The 16,292-nt window shown below is 57.4% G+C and carries 13 protein-coding genes; 7 read left to right on the top strand and 6 right to left on the bottom strand.

What is annotated here, in order from left to right; translation table 11 throughout:
* Positions 1-27: 27 nt before the first annotated feature.
* From DX909_RS17605 to DX909_RS17580, 6 genes are all read right to left on the bottom strand, one after another.
* Positions 28-1,419 carry a TolC family protein gene (locus DX909_RS17605; RefSeq protein ID WP_128546520.1) on the bottom strand — a complete coding sequence of 464 codons (1,392 nt, stop codon included), beginning with the start codon at positions 1,417-1,419 and terminating at the stop codon, positions 28-30.
* Between the two features lie 42 nt (positions 1,420-1,461).
* Positions 1,462-2,079, bottom strand: a complete 618-nt coding sequence (locus DX909_RS17600; RefSeq protein WP_128546519.1) for a TetR/AcrR family transcriptional regulator — start codon at positions 2,077-2,079, stop codon at positions 1,462-1,464.
* A 156-nt stretch (positions 2,080-2,235) separates the two neighbouring features.
* Positions 2,236-3,282, bottom strand: coding sequence for an adenylate/guanylate cyclase domain-containing protein (locus DX909_RS17595; protein WP_128546518.1), 1,047 nt, complete (start codon positions 3,280-3,282; stop codon positions 2,236-2,238).
* Positions 3,279-3,653 carry a response regulator gene (locus DX909_RS17590; protein WP_128546517.1) on the bottom strand — a complete coding sequence of 125 codons (375 nt, stop codon included), beginning with the start codon at positions 3,651-3,653 and terminating at the stop codon, positions 3,279-3,281. Before DX909_RS17590 ends, DX909_RS17595 begins: the two co-directional genes overlap by 4 nt.
* 44 nt (positions 3,654-3,697) lie before the next feature.
* Complete coding sequence (locus DX909_RS17585) at positions 3,698-5,032, bottom strand: sensor histidine kinase (protein ID WP_128546516.1); 1,335 nt, start codon at positions 5,030-5,032, stop codon at positions 3,698-3,700.
* Positions 5,033-5,117: 85 nt separating this feature from the next.
* Positions 5,118-7,235 carry a response regulator gene (locus DX909_RS17580; RefSeq protein WP_128546515.1) on the bottom strand — a complete coding sequence of 706 codons (2,118 nt, stop codon included), beginning with the start codon at positions 7,233-7,235 and terminating at the stop codon, positions 5,118-5,120.
* Positions 7,236-7,427: 192 nt separating this feature from the next.
* Here DX909_RS17580 and DX909_RS17575 point away from each other — a divergent pair, with 192 nt between their 5' ends.
* The 7 genes from DX909_RS17575 to DX909_RS17545 all read left to right on the top strand — a co-directional run bounded on the left by DX909_RS17575 (position 7,428) and on the right by DX909_RS17545 (position 16,282).
* A complete protein-coding gene (locus DX909_RS17575) occupies positions 7,428-7,688 on the top strand; it encodes a hypothetical protein (protein WP_128546514.1) in 261 nt (86 codons plus the stop codon).
* 156 nt (positions 7,689-7,844) lie between these two features.
* Positions 7,845-8,621, top strand: a complete 777-nt coding sequence (locus tag DX909_RS17570) for a phosphosulfolactate synthase (protein WP_128546513.1) — start codon at positions 7,845-7,847, stop codon at positions 8,619-8,621.
* 80 nt (positions 8,622-8,701) lie between these two features.
* Entirely contained in the window at positions 8,702-9,352 is a 651-nt protein-coding gene (locus tag DX909_RS17565; RefSeq protein WP_128546512.1) for a DedA family protein, read from the top strand.
* Between the two features lie 100 nt (positions 9,353-9,452).
* A complete protein-coding gene (locus DX909_RS17560; RefSeq protein ID WP_128546511.1) occupies positions 9,453-10,868 on the top strand; it encodes a hypothetical protein in 1,416 nt (471 codons plus the stop codon).
* A 176-nt stretch (positions 10,869-11,044) separates the two neighbouring features.
* Positions 11,045-11,632 (top strand): RNA polymerase sigma factor, encoded by a 588-nt coding sequence (locus DX909_RS17555; protein WP_128546510.1) that lies wholly within the window; start codon positions 11,045-11,047, stop codon positions 11,630-11,632.
* A gap of 147 nt (positions 11,633-11,779) precedes the next feature.
* Positions 11,780-12,796 carry a FecR family protein gene (locus DX909_RS17550; RefSeq protein ID WP_128546509.1) on the top strand — a complete coding sequence of 339 codons (1,017 nt, stop codon included), beginning with the start codon at positions 11,780-11,782 and terminating at the stop codon, positions 12,794-12,796.
* Between the two features lie 51 nt (positions 12,797-12,847).
* Positions 12,848-16,282, top strand: coding sequence for a SusC/RagA family TonB-linked outer membrane protein (locus tag DX909_RS17545; RefSeq protein ID WP_229311094.1), 3,435 nt, complete (start codon positions 12,848-12,850; stop codon positions 16,280-16,282).
* Positions 16,283-16,292: the final 10 nt, after the last annotated feature.

Below are 16,292 nucleotides of genomic sequence, written 5' to 3'. Positions count from 1 at the left end.
ATGAGTTAAAAATCAGAGTGCGAATGATTACTGAAGGGCGGTGGCGCGGTCGAGGGCGGCCCGTTTGACCAGCACGTCGAACTGCGCCAGCGACTGCTGGACCTGGGCCGTCAGACGGTCGTTCTGAAACCGGAGGTATTCGACCAGCAGCGCCTGCCCGTTGCGGTATTTGCTGTCGACGAGCCGGAAGGTCTGTTCGGCGTTCTGGAGGCCGGAACGGGTGGCGGTCAGGCTCTCGCGGGCCGCGTCCAGATCATAGTAGGCCTGAAGCACCTGCAGCTGAATCTGCTTCTGAACCTCGGTCAGGCGGGTCTGAATCAGTTCGGTCTGGATTTTGGCCTGCTGCACCTTCGAGCGTTTTTCGTAGCCTTTGAACAGGTCCCACGACAGCGCCACCTGCCCGACCACGTAGGCCTGATTGCGGAAGGTGTAGCCGAAACCCTGAAAACCGGTGTTTCCGCCGATGTAGACGTTCGGGACTTTCATGCCGGCTTCGTTCAGTTTGACGGCATTCTGGGCCGCCCGCAGCGATCCGCCGAGCTGCTTCAGTTCCTGCCGGCTTTGCAGGGCGGTTTCCTGCAACTCGGGCAGGCCCGACACCGCCGGCACCTGTCGGGTCAGCGCGGAGTCCACCAGGATCTCGGCCGTCAGGTCGCGGTTGAGCAGGAAATTGAAGTAGGCTCTGGCGGTTTCGCGGTTTTTGCCGGCCACCGCCAGCTGCTGGTCGAGCTTGCTGATTTCGTACCGGGCCGAGGTTACGACGTCTTTCGTGGCGACGTGGTTACTGACCAGTTTTTCGTTCAGCTTCGCCAGTTCGGCCAGAACCGTGCGGGAGTTTTCGTAAATCCGGACGGCATCGAGCGTCTGGAGATACTGGTAATAGGCCGTGGCGATGTTGTAACGGAGTTCGTTTTCCACCACGCGCCTGCGGGCTTCCTGAGCCGAAAGTAAATCTTTCTGAATAAGGTAGTTGTATTGGATATCGGTATTGAAAACGGCGTACTGGACGCTCACTTTGGTATCGTGGAAGTTATTGGGTGCCAGCAGTTCGTTCACGTTCGGAAGGTTGGTCGGGAAGCGTTCGGCGCCGGTGAGCTGGTTGAGGGTGCCGTAGACCGGATTGAGCAGATCGCCCACCGGAAACTGGAGCCGACGGCCCCCGGCGGCCAGCGAGTAGGTGGGGTTGAACGTCAGGCGGGGATAGAACAGCGCCTTTGCCTGGTGGATCGATTCCGTGACGCGGCCGATTTCCAGAGACTCCTGTTTCAGCGCCAGATTGCTTTGCAGACCTTCCCGGATATACGTATCCAGAATGGCGGACGAGGGCTCCGTCGGCTGGGCCAGACCAAGCAGCGGAAGGGCGGCCAGATGGAGGGCCAGCCAGTACAGCCAGAACTTGATTTTCAGGTTGCTTACCATGTCTCAATTAATTAACAGTGTTCAGTAAACTCATAAATTTTTTTACAAACCCCTCCGAATCGTTTCCGTAAACAGGGTGAAGGCTTCTTCCATAATCTCCTTCCGACGGTTTTCGTCGAACATATCCAGCCGCTTTCGAAGAAACAGGGCGGTATAGCCGTGTACGGCGCTCCAGATCATCATCGACGCCACTTCGGCATCCTTATGTTGAAAAATTCCCTTGTCGATGCATTCCTGAACGATCTGGACCAGCAGTCCGAAAGCCGTCCGCCCTTCGTTCCAGATGTCGTCACGGCATTCGAGCGCATCCATCGGCGCCGTCATGATGAACATCAGGTCGAACAGCTCCGGGTTCTCGAAGGCAAACCGGAAGTAGGTCCGGCCCATCTCGGTCAGCCGCTCGAACGGATCGTTCCGCACGAAAACCTTCTGGAACTCCCCGGTCAGTTTATGGAAAGCTTCCTGGTGCAGCGCATACAGCAGGTCGTTCTTGTCCTTGTAATAGAGATAGATCGTGGCCGGGCTGTATTCGATGGCATCGGCGATGTTCCGGATGCTGACTTTCTCGAAACCGTTTTCCAGAAACAGCTTCCGGGCCGCGCCCAGAATCAGTTTCCGCATCTCCTCTTTCTCCCGCTCTTTTCGTTCCGTGATTCCCATAGTTGGTTAAGACTGACGAAACAAAAGTACTGAACGGTGTTTAGTAAGCAAGCGATGTTTAGCTGATTTGTCGGATAAGGGGGGTGAAAAGTCCGATTGGGGGAGTGAATTGCCGAAGGAAGAGGATGAAAAAACGGCCCGCGGAGGCCGTTTCAGCTATTCGATGACCTGATAGACCGCCACGGGCTGGGCTTTGTTTTTCAACCGAAGCTCACCGAGCGGCTCGCAGCGGAAGGAGTCTTTCACAAGCTGGTAGGCCGATTCGGGGATGAGAATCTGGCCGGCCTGAGCGACCGCCTGGAGCCGCTGGGCCGTATTGACGGCGTCGCCGATGACGGTATAATCGAGCCGGCGAAGGGTTGCCGAGCCGATGTTCCCCGAGATGACTTCGCCGGTATTGATGCCGATGGCCACCTGCGGGGTGTAGGTGCGGTCGTCGGAAAGGTCATTCTTGGTGGCCTCGATGTGGTTGCGGACGGCCAGGGCCGATTCGATGGCCCGGTCGAGGTGGTATTCACCCCGGAAGACCGCCATGACGGCATCGCCCATGAACTTGTCGACGTAACCGCCCTGCGCGATGATTTCTTTCACCATAATGTCGAAATAGCTGTTGATCAGCTTGACGACCGTATCGGCATTTTCGCGTTCGGTGATGGCCGTAAAGCCGCAGATGTCGATAAAAACCGTGGTGACTTCGATGTTCTCGTTGCTCATCAGCGACGACTCGAACTCCCGGCGGTCCATAAATTTCAGAACCGACTCGTCGACATACATCCGCAGGATGTCGTTCTCTTTGATGGCTTTCAGGGTTTCGCGCAGCTGGTCGACGTGTTTGAGCGTCTTCAGCATCGTGACTTCGAGGTCCTCGAAATTGACGGGTTTGCAGATAAAATCGAAGGCGCCCCGGTTCATGGCCGTACGGATGTTGTCCATGTCGCCGTAGGCCGACACGATCACGGCCTTGGTCAGCGGGTTGAGTTCGCCCAGTTTGATGAGCAGCGTCAGCCCGTCCATCTCGGGCATATTGATATCGCTCAGGACCACATCGATATCCGGGTTCTGCTGAAGTTTTTCCAGCGCGTCGACGCCGTTGTAGGCAAAGACGAACTCATACTGCTGTTCGCGGATTTGCCGCCGAAACTTCTGCCGGATCAGTAATTCCAGATCGGTTTCGTCGTCCACGACCAGAATTTTCGCCTTCATATCGTGTTCTTGAGTTTTTCCTTCAATAGAGAAAAGTCGAGCGGTTTGGTCAGAAAGTCGTTGGCACCGTACTGCATCGCCTGGTTGTAACTGTCGTTGTCGCCGTAGGCCGTGATCATCATCACCTTGGGCGGGGGAGCCGGCTGGGTGGTTCTGATTTCCCGGAGCAGTTCCAGACCGCTCATGCCCGGCATGTTGATGTCCGAGAGAATCAGTACGACCTCCGAGGGGTGTTCGGTCAGATAAGTCAGCGCCGATTCACCGGAATGGGCAAAGGCGAACGAGAAGTCTCCGTTCCGGATTTCTCGCCGAAACCGCTGTTCGAACAGGGACTGGATGTCGGTTTCGTCGTCAACGACCAGGATCTTCATTTCAATTCAGGTTGGGACAGTAAGGCAGTGTTCAAAGATACGGCTTAAACAGGTAACCGAATGGTAAATTCGGTAAATTCTCCTTCCTCCGTATCGACCTTCAATTCTCCGCCGTGGCCTTTGGTGACGATGTCGAAGCTGAGCGAGAGGCCCAGACCGGTGCCCTGGCCGGAGGGTTTAGTCGTGAAAAAAGGCTGGAAGATTTTCTGCCGGACGGTTTCCGGAATACCGGTGCCGTTGTCGTGTACGCAGATTTCGACCGCGCCAGGCAGTTGCCGTGTCCGGACCGCCACTACGGGTTTATAGGTGTCGGGCTGCTGCCGGCGCTTCTCTTCGGTGGCATAGAAGGCATTGGTGAACAGGTTGAGCAGCACCCGCCCGATGTCCTGCCGGACCAGGCTGATCTTTCCCAGGCCGGGATCGAACTCGGTAATCAGCTGGGCATTGAAGGTTTTGTCTTTGGCCCGCAGCCCGTGATAGGCCAGCCGCAGGTATTCGTCGGCCAGGGCGTTGAGGTCGGCGGCTTCTTTCTGGCCGGAACTGGCGCGGCTGTGTTGCAGCATGCCCTTCACGATGGCATCGGCCCGTTTGCCGTGGTGGGTGATCTTTTGCAGGTTCTGCTTCAGATCCGTCAGAATTTCCTCCTCAAGACCGGTGTCGCGGTCGGGTTTCTGCCGTTCGTCTTCCAGTTCGCCGATCAGCTCGGCGCTCACCTCCGAGAAATTGTTGACGAAGTTGAGCGGGTTCTGAATTTCGTGGGCGATGCCGGCGGTCAGTTCACCCAGCGAAGCCATTTTTTCCCGCTGGATGAGCTGGTCCTGCGTCTGGCGGAGTTCGAACAGCGTCTGCTCCAGCTCCTCTTTCTGCCGGGTAATCATGGCCGTCCGCTCGGCCACGAGCCGTTCGAGTTCCTGGCTGTGTTTCTCTTCTTCCAGTCGTTTCAGCCGTTCGACATCGAGGGCTTTCTTCTGTTTGTTCGAATACTGCCACATGGCGAACATCCAGACCAGCGCGAAAAAAGTCCCCATTTCGAAGTACGACTTTACCGGCAATTGCCTGTATAAGCCGGTTGCGTCCAGGAAGTCGGAGACGACGGCGACGGCAACATAGGGCCCGACGGCCGTCAGAATCCGGTTTTGCAGATGGACAAATTCCGGCTGCCGGCGCAGGTACAGCAGCCCGCCGACCATGCCTGCATCCCAGATCCACCGCGTCACGGACTCCTTTTCCACGACGGCCTCGACGCAGAGCAGGCCGATCACTACGTACTGCGCCGTCAGCAGCCGGGCTTCCCAGTGAGGATTCGGGGCCGTCGTCTTCAGATACGTGCGAAGAAACCGAATCAGGAAAAACGCGGCCAGGAAATGGGCGATTGACATGGAGTTCCGAATAGACGTTGTGTCGCGGCCAACCGTCGAAACGATCAGCGATTCAAATTAACGGTTTAAGGGAACACTCACAACATTATTGGGGAATGCGGCTGATGAACTCGCTCGGCGTGACGTGAAACACTTCCTTGAAACACTGGCTGAAGTGCGACGGCGTCTCGAACCCGACCAGATAGGCGGTTTCGGCCACCAGATGCCCCGCCCGCAGCAGTTCCGCCCCGCGCCGGAGCCGGTATTGCCGAAGCAGTTCGTTGGGCGTAAGGTGGGTCAGCCCCTGGGTTTTTCGCAGCAGGGTCCGGCGACTGACGGCCATTTTTTCCGCCAGTTCCTCCACCCCGAAAGCCGAATCGTCGAGGTGACGCTCGATGGTGGCGTAGAGGCTGCTCAGCCACTGATCCTGAACGCTTTCGAGGGGCGACGGTCCGTCCGGAACGACCAGCTGCTCCCGGAATCGCTCCCGCAGGTGATGCTGCCGCTTCAGGAGGTTGCGCAGCCGGAGGTGCAGTTCGTCCAGATGGAACGGTTTTTCGAGATAATCGTCGGCGCCCTGCTGCAAACCCTCGATCCGGCTCGGCTGGGCCGTCCGGGCCGTCAGCAGCACCACAGCGATGTGGTTCGTCGACGGATGGGATTTGATCAGGTGGGTAAGCTGATAACCGTCCATGACAGGCATCATGATGTCGGAGATGACGAGATCCGGCAGTTCGGCCTGCGCCGTGGCCCAGCCCTCGCGGCCGTCGGGCGCCGTCAGGACCCGGTAGAGCGGACTCAGTTCGCGGGAAAGGAAATCGCGCAGTTCCGGGTTGTCCTCCACCACCAGAACCAGGGGCTGGGTCGATCGGGGATCGTCTTCGGGCACGGCCGCCGGTTTGGGGCCGGAGGACGCCTGCCCGGAAACCGGCCGGCTTAGGGGCAGGGAAACCGGAGGAGCCGGCTGCCGAACTCCGTCGACCGCCCGGAGGCTTTCAGAAACGGTCGCCAGCGGCAGTTCCGCCCGGAACCGGGTTCCGCGACCGGCCTCGCTGCTGACGGTCAGGGAACCGTCCATCAGTTCGATCAGGTCCTTCACCAAAGCCAGGCCGATGCCCGTACCGGACTGCACCATGACCGCATCCGACCCGGCCGGTTCGGGTCGGATCTGGTAAAAACGGTCGAAGATATAAGGTAGTTTGTCGGCCGGAATCCCGATGCCGAAGTCCCGGATCGTTAGCCGGACGCGGTGGCCGGACGACTCGGCCGCCTTGCCGGGCACGGGCGAAAAATGCCGCAGCCCTTCGGTTTCTTCCGCCGTATCGTCGTCGGGAGCGTCGGCGGTGGTCAGCCGGATCAGAATTTTTTGGTGCCGGGCTCCGTTCGAGTCGGCGACGGGCTTCCGGGAGGAGAACTTGACGGCGTTGGAAAGCAGATTGTAAACGATCTGTTCGATTTTTTCGGCATCGAACGAATAGCCCTCCCTGAGGTCGTTCCGATAGACCAGCCGGAGGTGCCGTTCCTCGGCCACGGCATCGAACGAGCCGACGAGCTGACCGACGAATTCGCCCAGGTCACCCGGGGTTGGGGAGACGGCGAGGTGGCCGGCTTCGAGTTTGGCCAGGTCCAGAAGCTGGTTGATGAGCCGGAGCAGTTGCCGGGCATTTCGCTGCACCATTTCCAGGCTCTGCAGCGTCTCTTCCGGATACTGGTTACTTTGCAGTATTTTTTCGACCGGGGCCAGGATGAGCGTCAGCGGAGTGCGGAATTCGTGGGTAATGTTGTCGAAAAAGCGGCTTTTGAGTTCATTGAGCACTTTCAGGTGCCTCGATTCGCGCATCAGCCGGACGTGCCGGGCGGTTTTTTCGATGGTGATTTCAAGGTCGTTCCAGTTCAGCGGCTTACAGATAAAGTCGAAGGCACCGGCATTCATGGCCGCCCGGATGTTGCCCATGTCGCCATACGCCGATACCATCACCGTCCGGCTCACCGGCATCAGCTCGGGAAGCTGTTCGAGCAGGGCCAGCCCGTTCATACCAGGCATATTGATATCCAGCAGTACTACATCGAATTCCTCACCGGCTTCGATCATCGACAGAGCCTCGCGGCCCGAGCGGGCAAACCGGAACTGATAGGTGCCTTCCTGAATTTTCCGGCGAAACCGCACCTGCATGAGCGATTCCAGATCCGGCTCATCGTCGACAACAATAATCCTGGTGCTCATTCCGAAAAGTAACGTTGGACAGGTTAGGGTAAAAAACTCTTATAAATATAGTTGTTTCCTGTATTCATGTAAATAGGAAACTTTTATGGCGGATAGTTAACGTTTTGAAATTTATTTACTTAGCTTTTTTAAACATTTTTCTTAAACGGTCGGATATGTCGGATATACTATTTTATCCGCCAGCTGGTTTCCATGAATAACGAAGACGTAAAGGGCCAGATTCAGAAAATTCTGGACCGTGTTCCCAGTAGCATTCTTGTCGATGTTCTTGATTACCTGAAGGAACGCCAGGTCCGAACGGTCTACCCTATACCGGCCCCTGCCGAAGAGAAAGAGTCCTGCCCGGTGGCGGACGAGGCCCCCGCCCCGGAAAAAAGCCGACCGGCCGGCACCCGCCGGGTCGTCTACCCGAATGCGGCCGAGTGGAACGACATTACCGACATTTTCCACTGATTTTCCTTTCCGAAGACGGGGGCATGCCGATGCCAAAATAGAATTTAACCAAGCTAAGCACGCTTGAGCGTGTATAATACATGGATTTTCTTGGGAGGTAGCCGGACTTGTGTTACTTTTGGACGATTTTAGAGGCAACAAGCTATCTCCTTGAAAATGAATTATACTCTCTCACACATTCCGGAGCGAACGACAAAGCCCCGTCAATATGGTCTGACGATGGTCATGGACAAAGGGCTCAGTATCCGGCAGGTTGAGGATTTTTTATCGACATCAGCGGAATATACCGATTTTGTAAAACTGGGCTGGGCCACCTCGTTCGTCACCCCGAATCTGAAAGAAAAGTTAAGAATTTACAAGGAAGCCGGCGTGCCGGTTTATTTCGGAGGCACCCTCTTCGAAGCGTTCGTCGTCCGCAACCAGTTCGACGACTACCGGCGCCTGCTGGACCAGTACGAGCTGGAATACGCCGAAGTGTCGGACGGCTCGGTCGAAATGAAACCCGACGACAAATGTGAATACATCCGGCAGCTGGCTACCCAGGTGACGGTTCTGTCGGAGGTCGGTTCCAAGGACGAAGCCAAGATCATTCCTCCCTACAAATGGATTCAGCTGATGAAGGCTGAGCTGGAGGCCGGGGCCTGGAAGGTCATCGGCGAAGCCCGCGAAGGCGGTACCGTGGGGCTGTTCCGTTCCAGCGGAGAGGTTCGCCAGGGGCTGGTGGAAGAAATCCTGACGCAGGTTCCGTTTGAAAGCATCATCTGGGAGGCCCCCCAGAAAGAGCAGCAGGTCTGGTTCGTCAAGCTCCTCGGCGCCAACGTCAACCTGGGCAATATCTCACCGACCGAAATGATTCCGCTCGAAACCATCCGGCTCGGCCTGCGCGGAGACACGTTTTCCCACTTTCTCAACGGCCACGGGCCAATGCATTGATTTAACGGAAGTTTGCGGCTATATACGGCCTTTTAGCCCGAAAACCGCCCATTTCGCTTTTAACTCCAAATCATTCGAACATGGAATTTCTTCAGTCGGTTCTCGACTTTTTTCTACACCTCGACAAGCACCTGGCGGACCTGATCAACGAATATGGGACGCTCACCTATGCGATTCTGTTCCTGATCATTTTCGTCGAAACCGGGCTGATCGTCATGCCGCTGCTGCCCGGCGACTCGCTGCTGTTTGCGGCCGGGGCCCTGGCGGCTTCCACCGGCGCCCTGGATGTGAAACTCCTGATCCCGCTGCTGATCCTGGCGGCCCTGATGGGCGACAACGTCAATTACTTCGTCGGGAAATTTCTCGGCAACCAGATTAAAATGAGGGATCGAATCCTGTTCTTCAAACGGGAATACATTACCGAAACCGAGAATTTTTACCATAAACACGGTGGTAAGACCGTTATTATGGCGCGGTTCATCCCCATCGTCCGGACCATCGCGCCCTTCGTGGCCGGAGCCGGCAGCATGGATTATCCGAAATACATCGGCTACTGCGTCGCCGGCGCTATCCTCTGGGTGGTCGGGGTCACGATGCTCGGGTACCTGTTTGGAAACATTCCGGTGATCAAAAATAATTTCGAACTGGTTATTTTCGGCATTATCGGTCTGTCGGTTCTGCCGATGGTGTTCCAGTTCATCAAAGTGAAAATGCGCCGGGCCACGGCCTGATCGGAATCGACGAAAAACGGACGGGATGTTTGTCGGAATCTGTATTTCTGATGAACTTCCCGTTTCTTTTTGGATGAAGGCGACTATTTGAGAGAAAGTTATGACACACCGATACGTCCGGATGCTGTTCGTGCTCCTGGTCCTGGGAGTGGGAGCCTGTAGTAAATATGAAGAGCGGGCCTGGGAACCACGCCCCACGCCCAACCCCAACGAAACCCCCGGCACGGGCCAGCCCAACCCGACCGAAAAACCGACTCACCTCGACAACGGCGTCGTCCGGGTGGAGGTGGACCTCGACCTGGGCGGAGCCATCCGGCGGATCGCATCCTCGACGGCCAAAGTGAATCTGGTAAATACCTGGGACCCGGGCCGTTATGTTCAGGCTTCCTTCTATTCCGGCCCGAACCCCTATACGCCCAACGGCAAACAGCCCCACCCGCTCTGGAAAGATACCGGCTGGAACCCCATCCTGGCCGGCGACAGCTTCGGCAACCGTTCCCAGGTGCTCGACTGGTCAAACAACGGCCAGGAGATCTACGTCAAAACAAAGCCCATGCTGTGGCCCTACGACAACGAACCGGCCGAATGCACCATCGAAACCTGGATTCGGGTGGAAGGGAATGCCATCCGGGTGAAACACCGGCTCATCAACAACCGCACCGATACGACCCAGTATTCGGCCCGCCCGCAGGAATTGCCCGCCGTGTTCCTGAACGCCCCTTACCATCAGATCATTACCTATACCGGCAACAAACCGTTCACCAGCGATGCCGTCCTGAAAACCGAAAGCCGCTCGGTCAACCAGATCTACGGCGGCATCGGACTGGCTGCGACGGAGAACTGGGTTGCGCTGGTGGACAATGCCGGTTTCGGGCTGGGTCTTTGGAAAAAGAACAACTACTATTTTCAGGCCGGGGCCTTCGGGACCGCCTATACCGGCAACCAGTACGATTTTACGTCCTGCTACGTCACCTCCACGGCCTACGAAGTCCTGGACCACAACATTCGGTACGAATATGAATACGCTCTGATTCTGGGTACGGTCGATCAGATCCGGCAGTTCGTTTACAAACAGGCCCGGCCCGATCCGATCCCGGATTATCGCTTCGTGTCCGACCGGCAGTCGTGGTGGTATTACCAGGGGGCCGACCGTGGTTTTCCGATCAAAAACGAGCTGGACATTCCGCTCGATAAAGGCAACTTTCTGCTGATCGGACCGGTGGGATACTGGCAGGCGGCCGATGTGCCTAAGCTGTATGTGAAAGGCGCTTTTAAAACCGATGCCGGACAGGCCCGCATCCGCTGGAAAAAACCGGGCGATCCGGAATACCTGTCGACTAATTACCTCGATTTTCCGATTGTCGGCGACGGCGTTTACCGGACCTACGAAATCGACCTGACCAAAGCGCCCGGCTGGCAGGGAACGCTGTCGCAGCTGGGCTTCGAGCCGGCGGTGGCGGAGAAGGGCGGGCCCGGAAAGTATGCCCGCATCCAGTCGATTTCGGCCCGGCCCTGAGGCTTTTGCGATCCCGTTTTGTCGGACAGGGAATTTTCGGCAGGAGGGGTTCGTTTCCGGAAACGTCGCAAAAACGGGTTGGATTTATCTTATTAAAACTGTAGGCTTTTTGAGAATGAACCGGTAAATTCGGGAACTGTTACGATGCTTCAGGGCGTCGGCTTACTCACTCAACGATGAAAGGAATCTACCACACTGAAGACGAAGCGGTATTGTTTCGGCAAATGCAGCTGGATGATTCGCGCGCATTTGAAGAAATCTACCACCGCTATTTTACAAGGCTCTCCAACGCGGCTTTCAAGCGGCTGCAGGACCGTTCCGTTACGGAAGAAATCGTTCAGGAACTGTTCGTTAATCTCTGGCTGAAACGCCGTCAGTTGCCGGAGCTGAAAAGCCCCGAAAGTTATCTGCATACCCTGCTCCGCAACGCCGTCATCGACTGGTTCCGCGCCCAGGCCCGGCAGGACGGTCTGGCGGCCGAGTGGCTTGCCCAGCCCGACCGCGCGGTCATCAACGCCACCGAGCAGCAGATTCTCTACGCCGACCTTCAGCAGGCTTACCAGAACACCGTGGGCCAGTTGCCCGAAAAATGCCGGCAGGTCTACCTGCTGCACCAGCAGGGGAGTACGGTGGCCGAAATTGCCGAATACCTCCGGATTTCTCCCAAGACCGTGGAGAGCCATCTGCTCAAGGCTCACCATACGCTGCGCCATCTGCTGAAGGACTTTTCGGCGGTTTCGGTCGTCCTGATGTTTTTTGTCTGACGCTTTTCCAGGTAAATGTCTAATCTTCAGCGGCCCTCCATAATATTTTAATTTTTTTTCAAAATCGACTAAGGTTTTTGCTTCCCTTGTCCGTCTTATAGGTGAACAGATTGGATTCTGCCGATAAAATCTATTAACCTGAACGGAATGGGCGAACGCTACCCTTCACCCGACTTGCTGGAGAAATACCTTTCCGGTCGTTGTACCCCCGACGAAGCCCGGCAGGTGGAGGCATGGTACGATTCTTTCGAGAACCGGCCGGACCTCAGCCAGACGCACCCGGAAACCCGGAATCCGGCCTACTCCCGGCAGTTGCTTCACCAGATCCGGCAGCGGATCGAGTCGATCGAACAACGCCCGATGGGACCGGTTTCGCCCCGGCCGTGGTGGCGGAGAGGGGGCTGGATGGTATACGTCGGTGGCGTAGCGGCCCTGCTCGTGCTGGCCGTCGGTTTCTGGCAGGCCAACCGGAACGGGAAAGCGCCGGCCGTGGCCAGAGCCAAAGCTTCGGAATGGATCGTGCTTCGGAATGACGGCAAAGCCATCGTCCGGTATGAACTGACCGACGGCAGCGTCGTCTGGCTGAGTCCTTCGACCCGGCTGCGGTATCCCCGCCGATTCGCTGCGCGGCTCCGGGCGGTCGATCTGGAAGGGGAGGCCTTCTTCGAGGTCCGTCGCGATGCGTCCCGGCCGTTCGTCATTCGCTCCGGCAAGCTGAAAACCGAAGTGCTCGGCACGACCTTCAACGTCCGGGCCTACCGCCAGAGTCCGCGGTTCGAAGTGTCGGTCGTCACGGGGAAAGTCGCCGTCAGCGTTTCAGACCGGAAGAAGGTGCTGCTGACGGCCCGCCAGCAGGCCGTTTTCAATCAGAAAGCCGAATCGCTCGCCAAAACCGTGCTGCCCCGCAGGGCCCGGCCCCAGGTCTGGGAGCCGGCTACCATCGCCTTCGAGTGGGCGTCGCTGGGCCAGGTGGCCGGGGCGCTGGAGGAAACGTTCGGCGTTCAGATTCAATTCGCCAATCCGGCGCTCCGCAATTGCCGGCTTCGGGCCGACTTTACTAATATGCGGTTGCCGGTCATTCTCAATCTGCTTTGCAAAACGACCGGTTCGACCTATTCGCTCGATGGTTCACTCATCGAACTGAACGGGCCGGGCTGCCCTTAACCATCTTTTTCAGAACCTGTTTTACAAACCCTGTTTTCACTACCAAATGCTATGAGCAATCAACTTTACCCCCCACCCGGTGGTATCGCCAGGGCCTTTCGGCAAACCGTGAGCCAACTGCTTCTGGTGACCGTATTGGCATCTGCCTCGTTTGCAGAAAAACCGATCAGACAAGATGAACTCAGCCGGAAAGTCGCTCTGAAGGTTGAGAACGTGACGTTGCGGGAAGCGCTGCTGCAGCTCGAACGCAAAACCAATATCAAATTCGTCTACAGCAGCCGCATCATTCAGGACCAGCGCGTCAGCTTCCACACGAACGGCGGCCGTCTGGCCGATGTTCTCGAAAAGCTGCTGAAACCGCTGGGAATCACTTATGAGCTGATCGACAATCAGATCGTCCTTTCCGGAACCGAAACTTCGGCTGCGGGCGCTCCGGAGGCCACCGTATCGGGCGAGGCTCCGGCGGAGGTGAAAGAGGCCAAAGCCGTGGTGTTCCGGGTCCGGGGCGTGGTAAAAGAAGCCAGCGGAACCGGTATTCCGGGCGTCAACGTGGTGGAAAAAGGAACCAGCCGCGGCTCCAATACCGACGCCAGCGGGGCGTTCCAGCTGGACGTGACCGACGGCAATGCCACCCTGGTATTCAGCTCGATCGGTTTTCTGAAGCAGGAAGTGGCCGTCGGCAACCGCAGCACGATCGAAGTGACCATGGAGACGGACAACCGCAGCCTGGACGAAGTCGTCGTGATCGGTTACGGTACGGTCCGGAAGAGTGACCTGACCGGTTCGGTCGGCGCGATCAAGGGCGAAAAGCTGCTCGACCGCCAGGCCACGAACATCGGACAGGCGCTGCAGGGCCGGATTCCGGGCGTCGACGTGGCCATCATGTCGTCGGCACCGGGTTACCAGCCGCGCGTCCGGATTCGGGGCGTCGGCTCGATCAACTCCAGCCTGGAGCCGCTGTACGTCGTCGACGGAATCATCGGGGTGACCAACGCCAACCTGATCAATCCGAACGACATCGAGTCCCTGGAAGTACTGAAAGATGCTTCCGCTACCGCCATCTATGGAGCGCGGGGCGCCAACGGGGTCATCATCATCACGACCAAACGGGGCAAATCCGGCCAGACGCAGGTTTCCTACGATACCTGGGGTTCCTACATCACGCCGGCCCGCCGGCTCGGAACCCTGAGTTCGGAGGAGTTCATGAACGTATACAACAAGGCGTTCGACAACGCGCAGAAGTACGATCCGCAGGGTTTTGCCGACGGAAAATACGTCCGCAACGATCCGAAGAACTTCCCGAACCTGTTCGATGCCAACGGCAAGCCGCTGTACAACACCGACTGGGAACGCGAAGTGTACAAGCCGGCCTGGGCGCAGAACCACGAACTGGGCGTGCGGGGCGGTTCTGAAAAGACCTCCTACAGCCTCTCCCTCGGTTATACCGACCAGGGCGGTCTGATGCTGAATTCCTGGTTCAAGCGGTATTCGGCGAAATTTACGCTGGACAACGACGTTCGGAAATGGCTCAAACTGGGCGGCAGCATCTTCCTGAACCGCACCAACCAGCGGGAGGTGGACGATGCTTCCGGCGGCCTGAACGTGCCGCGGATGGTCATGGAAGGGCTGCCGATTCTGCCGATCCGGTATCCGGACGGAAGCTGGGGCCGCAACAAGGACTGGCCCGGTATGGAAGGGGGTGAAAACCCGGTCCGGATTGCCGAACAGCGCCAGCGGATCAACCCCAAGTCGCAGATGCTCGGCCAGATTTATTCGCTGATCACCTTCAGCCCGGACCTGACCCTGCGCTCGAACTTCGGGTATGAACTGAAATTCGAGAAGAACAACTTTTATTCAGGCCGTGATCTGAATGCCCTCTCGGCCGATCAGAAAGGGACGGCCGATATCTACAGCAATCAGGAGTACTACTGGCAGTTTGAAAACTACCTGAACTACAACAAGACCATCAACACCGACCATACGATCTCGGCACTGGCGGGTCTGTCGTGGCAGAAGCGGGCCTGGGAGAACTTTTTTGCGGCTTCCCAGAACTTTATCGACGACTTCTGGGGGTATCACAACCTCGGCGTCGGTACGACTCTGCAGAAACCCAGCTCGTCGGACCAGCAATGGACGCTGAACTCGTACTTCGCCCGTCTGAACTACAACTTCAGGGACAAGTATCTGGTGACGTTTACGGGCCGCTACGACGGGGCGTCGAAGTTCGGTGAGAACAATAAGTATGCGTTCTTCCCGTCGGCCGCCATCGCCTGGAACGTGAGCCAGGAGGAGTTCCTGAAGTCGGCCACCTGGCTGTCGAACCTGAAACTGCGCGCCAGCTACGGGAAAACCGGTAACCAGGAGATCGGTCAGTATCGTTCGCAGCAGTTCCTCGGAACCGGCGACGTGCTGCTGGGCGGACAGCGTCAAACGGGGATCTGGCGAAGCTCGTTCGGTAACCCTGACCTGCGCTGGGAATTTACCAACCAGCTGGACATAGGGGCCGACATCGGGCTGCTCAACAACCGCATCGACCTGACCATCGACTATTACCATAAGGTGACCAAAGACCTGCTGCTGGACGCGCCCATCCCCTGGTCGACGGGTTTGGGCGGGGTGACGCAGAACATCGGTTCCGTCGAAAACAAAGGGCTTGAGGTCGGCATCAATTCCCGCAACATATCGGGCAACCGGTTCAGCTGGACGACCAATGTGGCCTTCTCGACCAACCGGAACAAGATTCTGAAGCTGGGCGTCAACAATGACGACATCTTCCCGGGTCCGTGGTTCCTCGGCCAGACCAACATCCTGCGGGTCGGTCAGCCGATCGGTACGTTCTGGGGCCGGAAACGGCTGGGTACCTTCAGCACCTCCGAAGCCGACCTGGCCGCCAAGTACAACCGGCTGCCGGGCGACATCAAATGGGCTGATCTGAACAACGACGGCAAGATCGACGGTTCGGACGAGACCATCATCGGCCGGGCGTATCCGAAGTGGAACATGAACATCGCCAACACCTTCCAGATCGGCAAGTTCGACCTGTCGTTCGACATCCGGTTCGTGATGGGCGTCAATACCGTCAACGCCACGAAGCACTCCGTCGAAGACCGTCAGGCCATCGCCAGCAGCGCCCGGAGCGTCCTGAACGCCTGGACCCCGGAGAACCAGAACACCTACATCGCCGAGATCCGTCACTACAACGCCGGTTACGACACGGCGATGGATGACTGGTGGGTGGAAGACGGTTCGTTCATCCGCGGGCAGAACATCGTGCTGGGCTATTCGCTGCCCAACCAGATCGGCAAGCTGAACTTCTCCCGACTGCGCGTTTACGCCAGTGCGCAGAACTTCTTTCTGTCCGACAAGTATTCCGGCTACGATCCGGAAGCGATCACGGGTTTTGCCGGTCAGCTGATTCAGAACATCGAATTTTTCCAATATCCCAGACCGCGTACGTTCAGCCTGGGTCTGAATGTCCAGTTCTAAAATCGACCTG

The organism is Larkinella soli, assembly GCF_003703975.1.
In the GTDB taxonomy this organism is placed as follows: Bacteria; Bacteroidota; Bacteroidia; order Cytophagales; family Spirosomataceae; genus Larkinella; species Larkinella soli.
This window is presented reverse-complemented; position numbering and strand designations above follow the sequence as displayed.

Coding starts and splice junctions, on each gene's coding strand:
- DX909_RS17605 (WP_128546520.1), bottom strand. CDS start 1,419: ATGGTAAGCAACCTGAAAATCAAGTTCTGGCTGTACTGGCTGGCCCTC.
- DX909_RS17600 (WP_128546519.1), bottom strand. CDS start 2,079: ATGGGAATCACGGAACGAAAAGAGCGGGAGAAAGAGGAGATGCGGAAA.
- DX909_RS17595 (WP_128546518.1), bottom strand. CDS start 3,282: ATGAAGGCGAAAATTCTGGTCGTGGACGACGAAACCGATCTGGAATTA.
- DX909_RS17590 (WP_128546517.1), bottom strand. CDS start 3,653: ATGAAGATCCTGGTCGTTGACGACGAAACCGACATCCAGTCCCTGTTC.
- DX909_RS17585 (WP_128546516.1), bottom strand. CDS start 5,032: ATGTCAATCGCCCATTTCCTGGCCGCGTTTTTCCTGATTCGGTTTCTT.
- DX909_RS17580 (WP_128546515.1), bottom strand. CDS start 7,235: ATGAGCACCAGGATTATTGTTGTCGACGATGAGCCGGATCTGGAATCG.
- DX909_RS17575 (WP_128546514.1), top strand. CDS start 7,428: ATGAATAACGAAGACGTAAAGGGCCAGATTCAGAAAATTCTGGACCGT.
- DX909_RS17570 (WP_128546513.1), top strand. CDS start 7,845: ATGAATTATACTCTCTCACACATTCCGGAGCGAACGACAAAGCCCCGT.
- DX909_RS17565 (WP_128546512.1), top strand. CDS start 8,702: ATGGAATTTCTTCAGTCGGTTCTCGACTTTTTTCTACACCTCGACAAG.
- DX909_RS17560 (WP_128546511.1), top strand. CDS start 9,453: ATGACACACCGATACGTCCGGATGCTGTTCGTGCTCCTGGTCCTGGGA.
- DX909_RS17555 (WP_128546510.1), top strand. CDS start 11,045: ATGAAAGGAATCTACCACACTGAAGACGAAGCGGTATTGTTTCGGCAA.
- DX909_RS17550 (WP_128546509.1), top strand. CDS start 11,780: ATGGGCGAACGCTACCCTTCACCCGACTTGCTGGAGAAATACCTTTCC.
- DX909_RS17545 (WP_229311094.1), top strand. CDS start 12,848: ATGAGCAATCAACTTTACCCCCCACCCGGTGGTATCGCCAGGGCCTTT.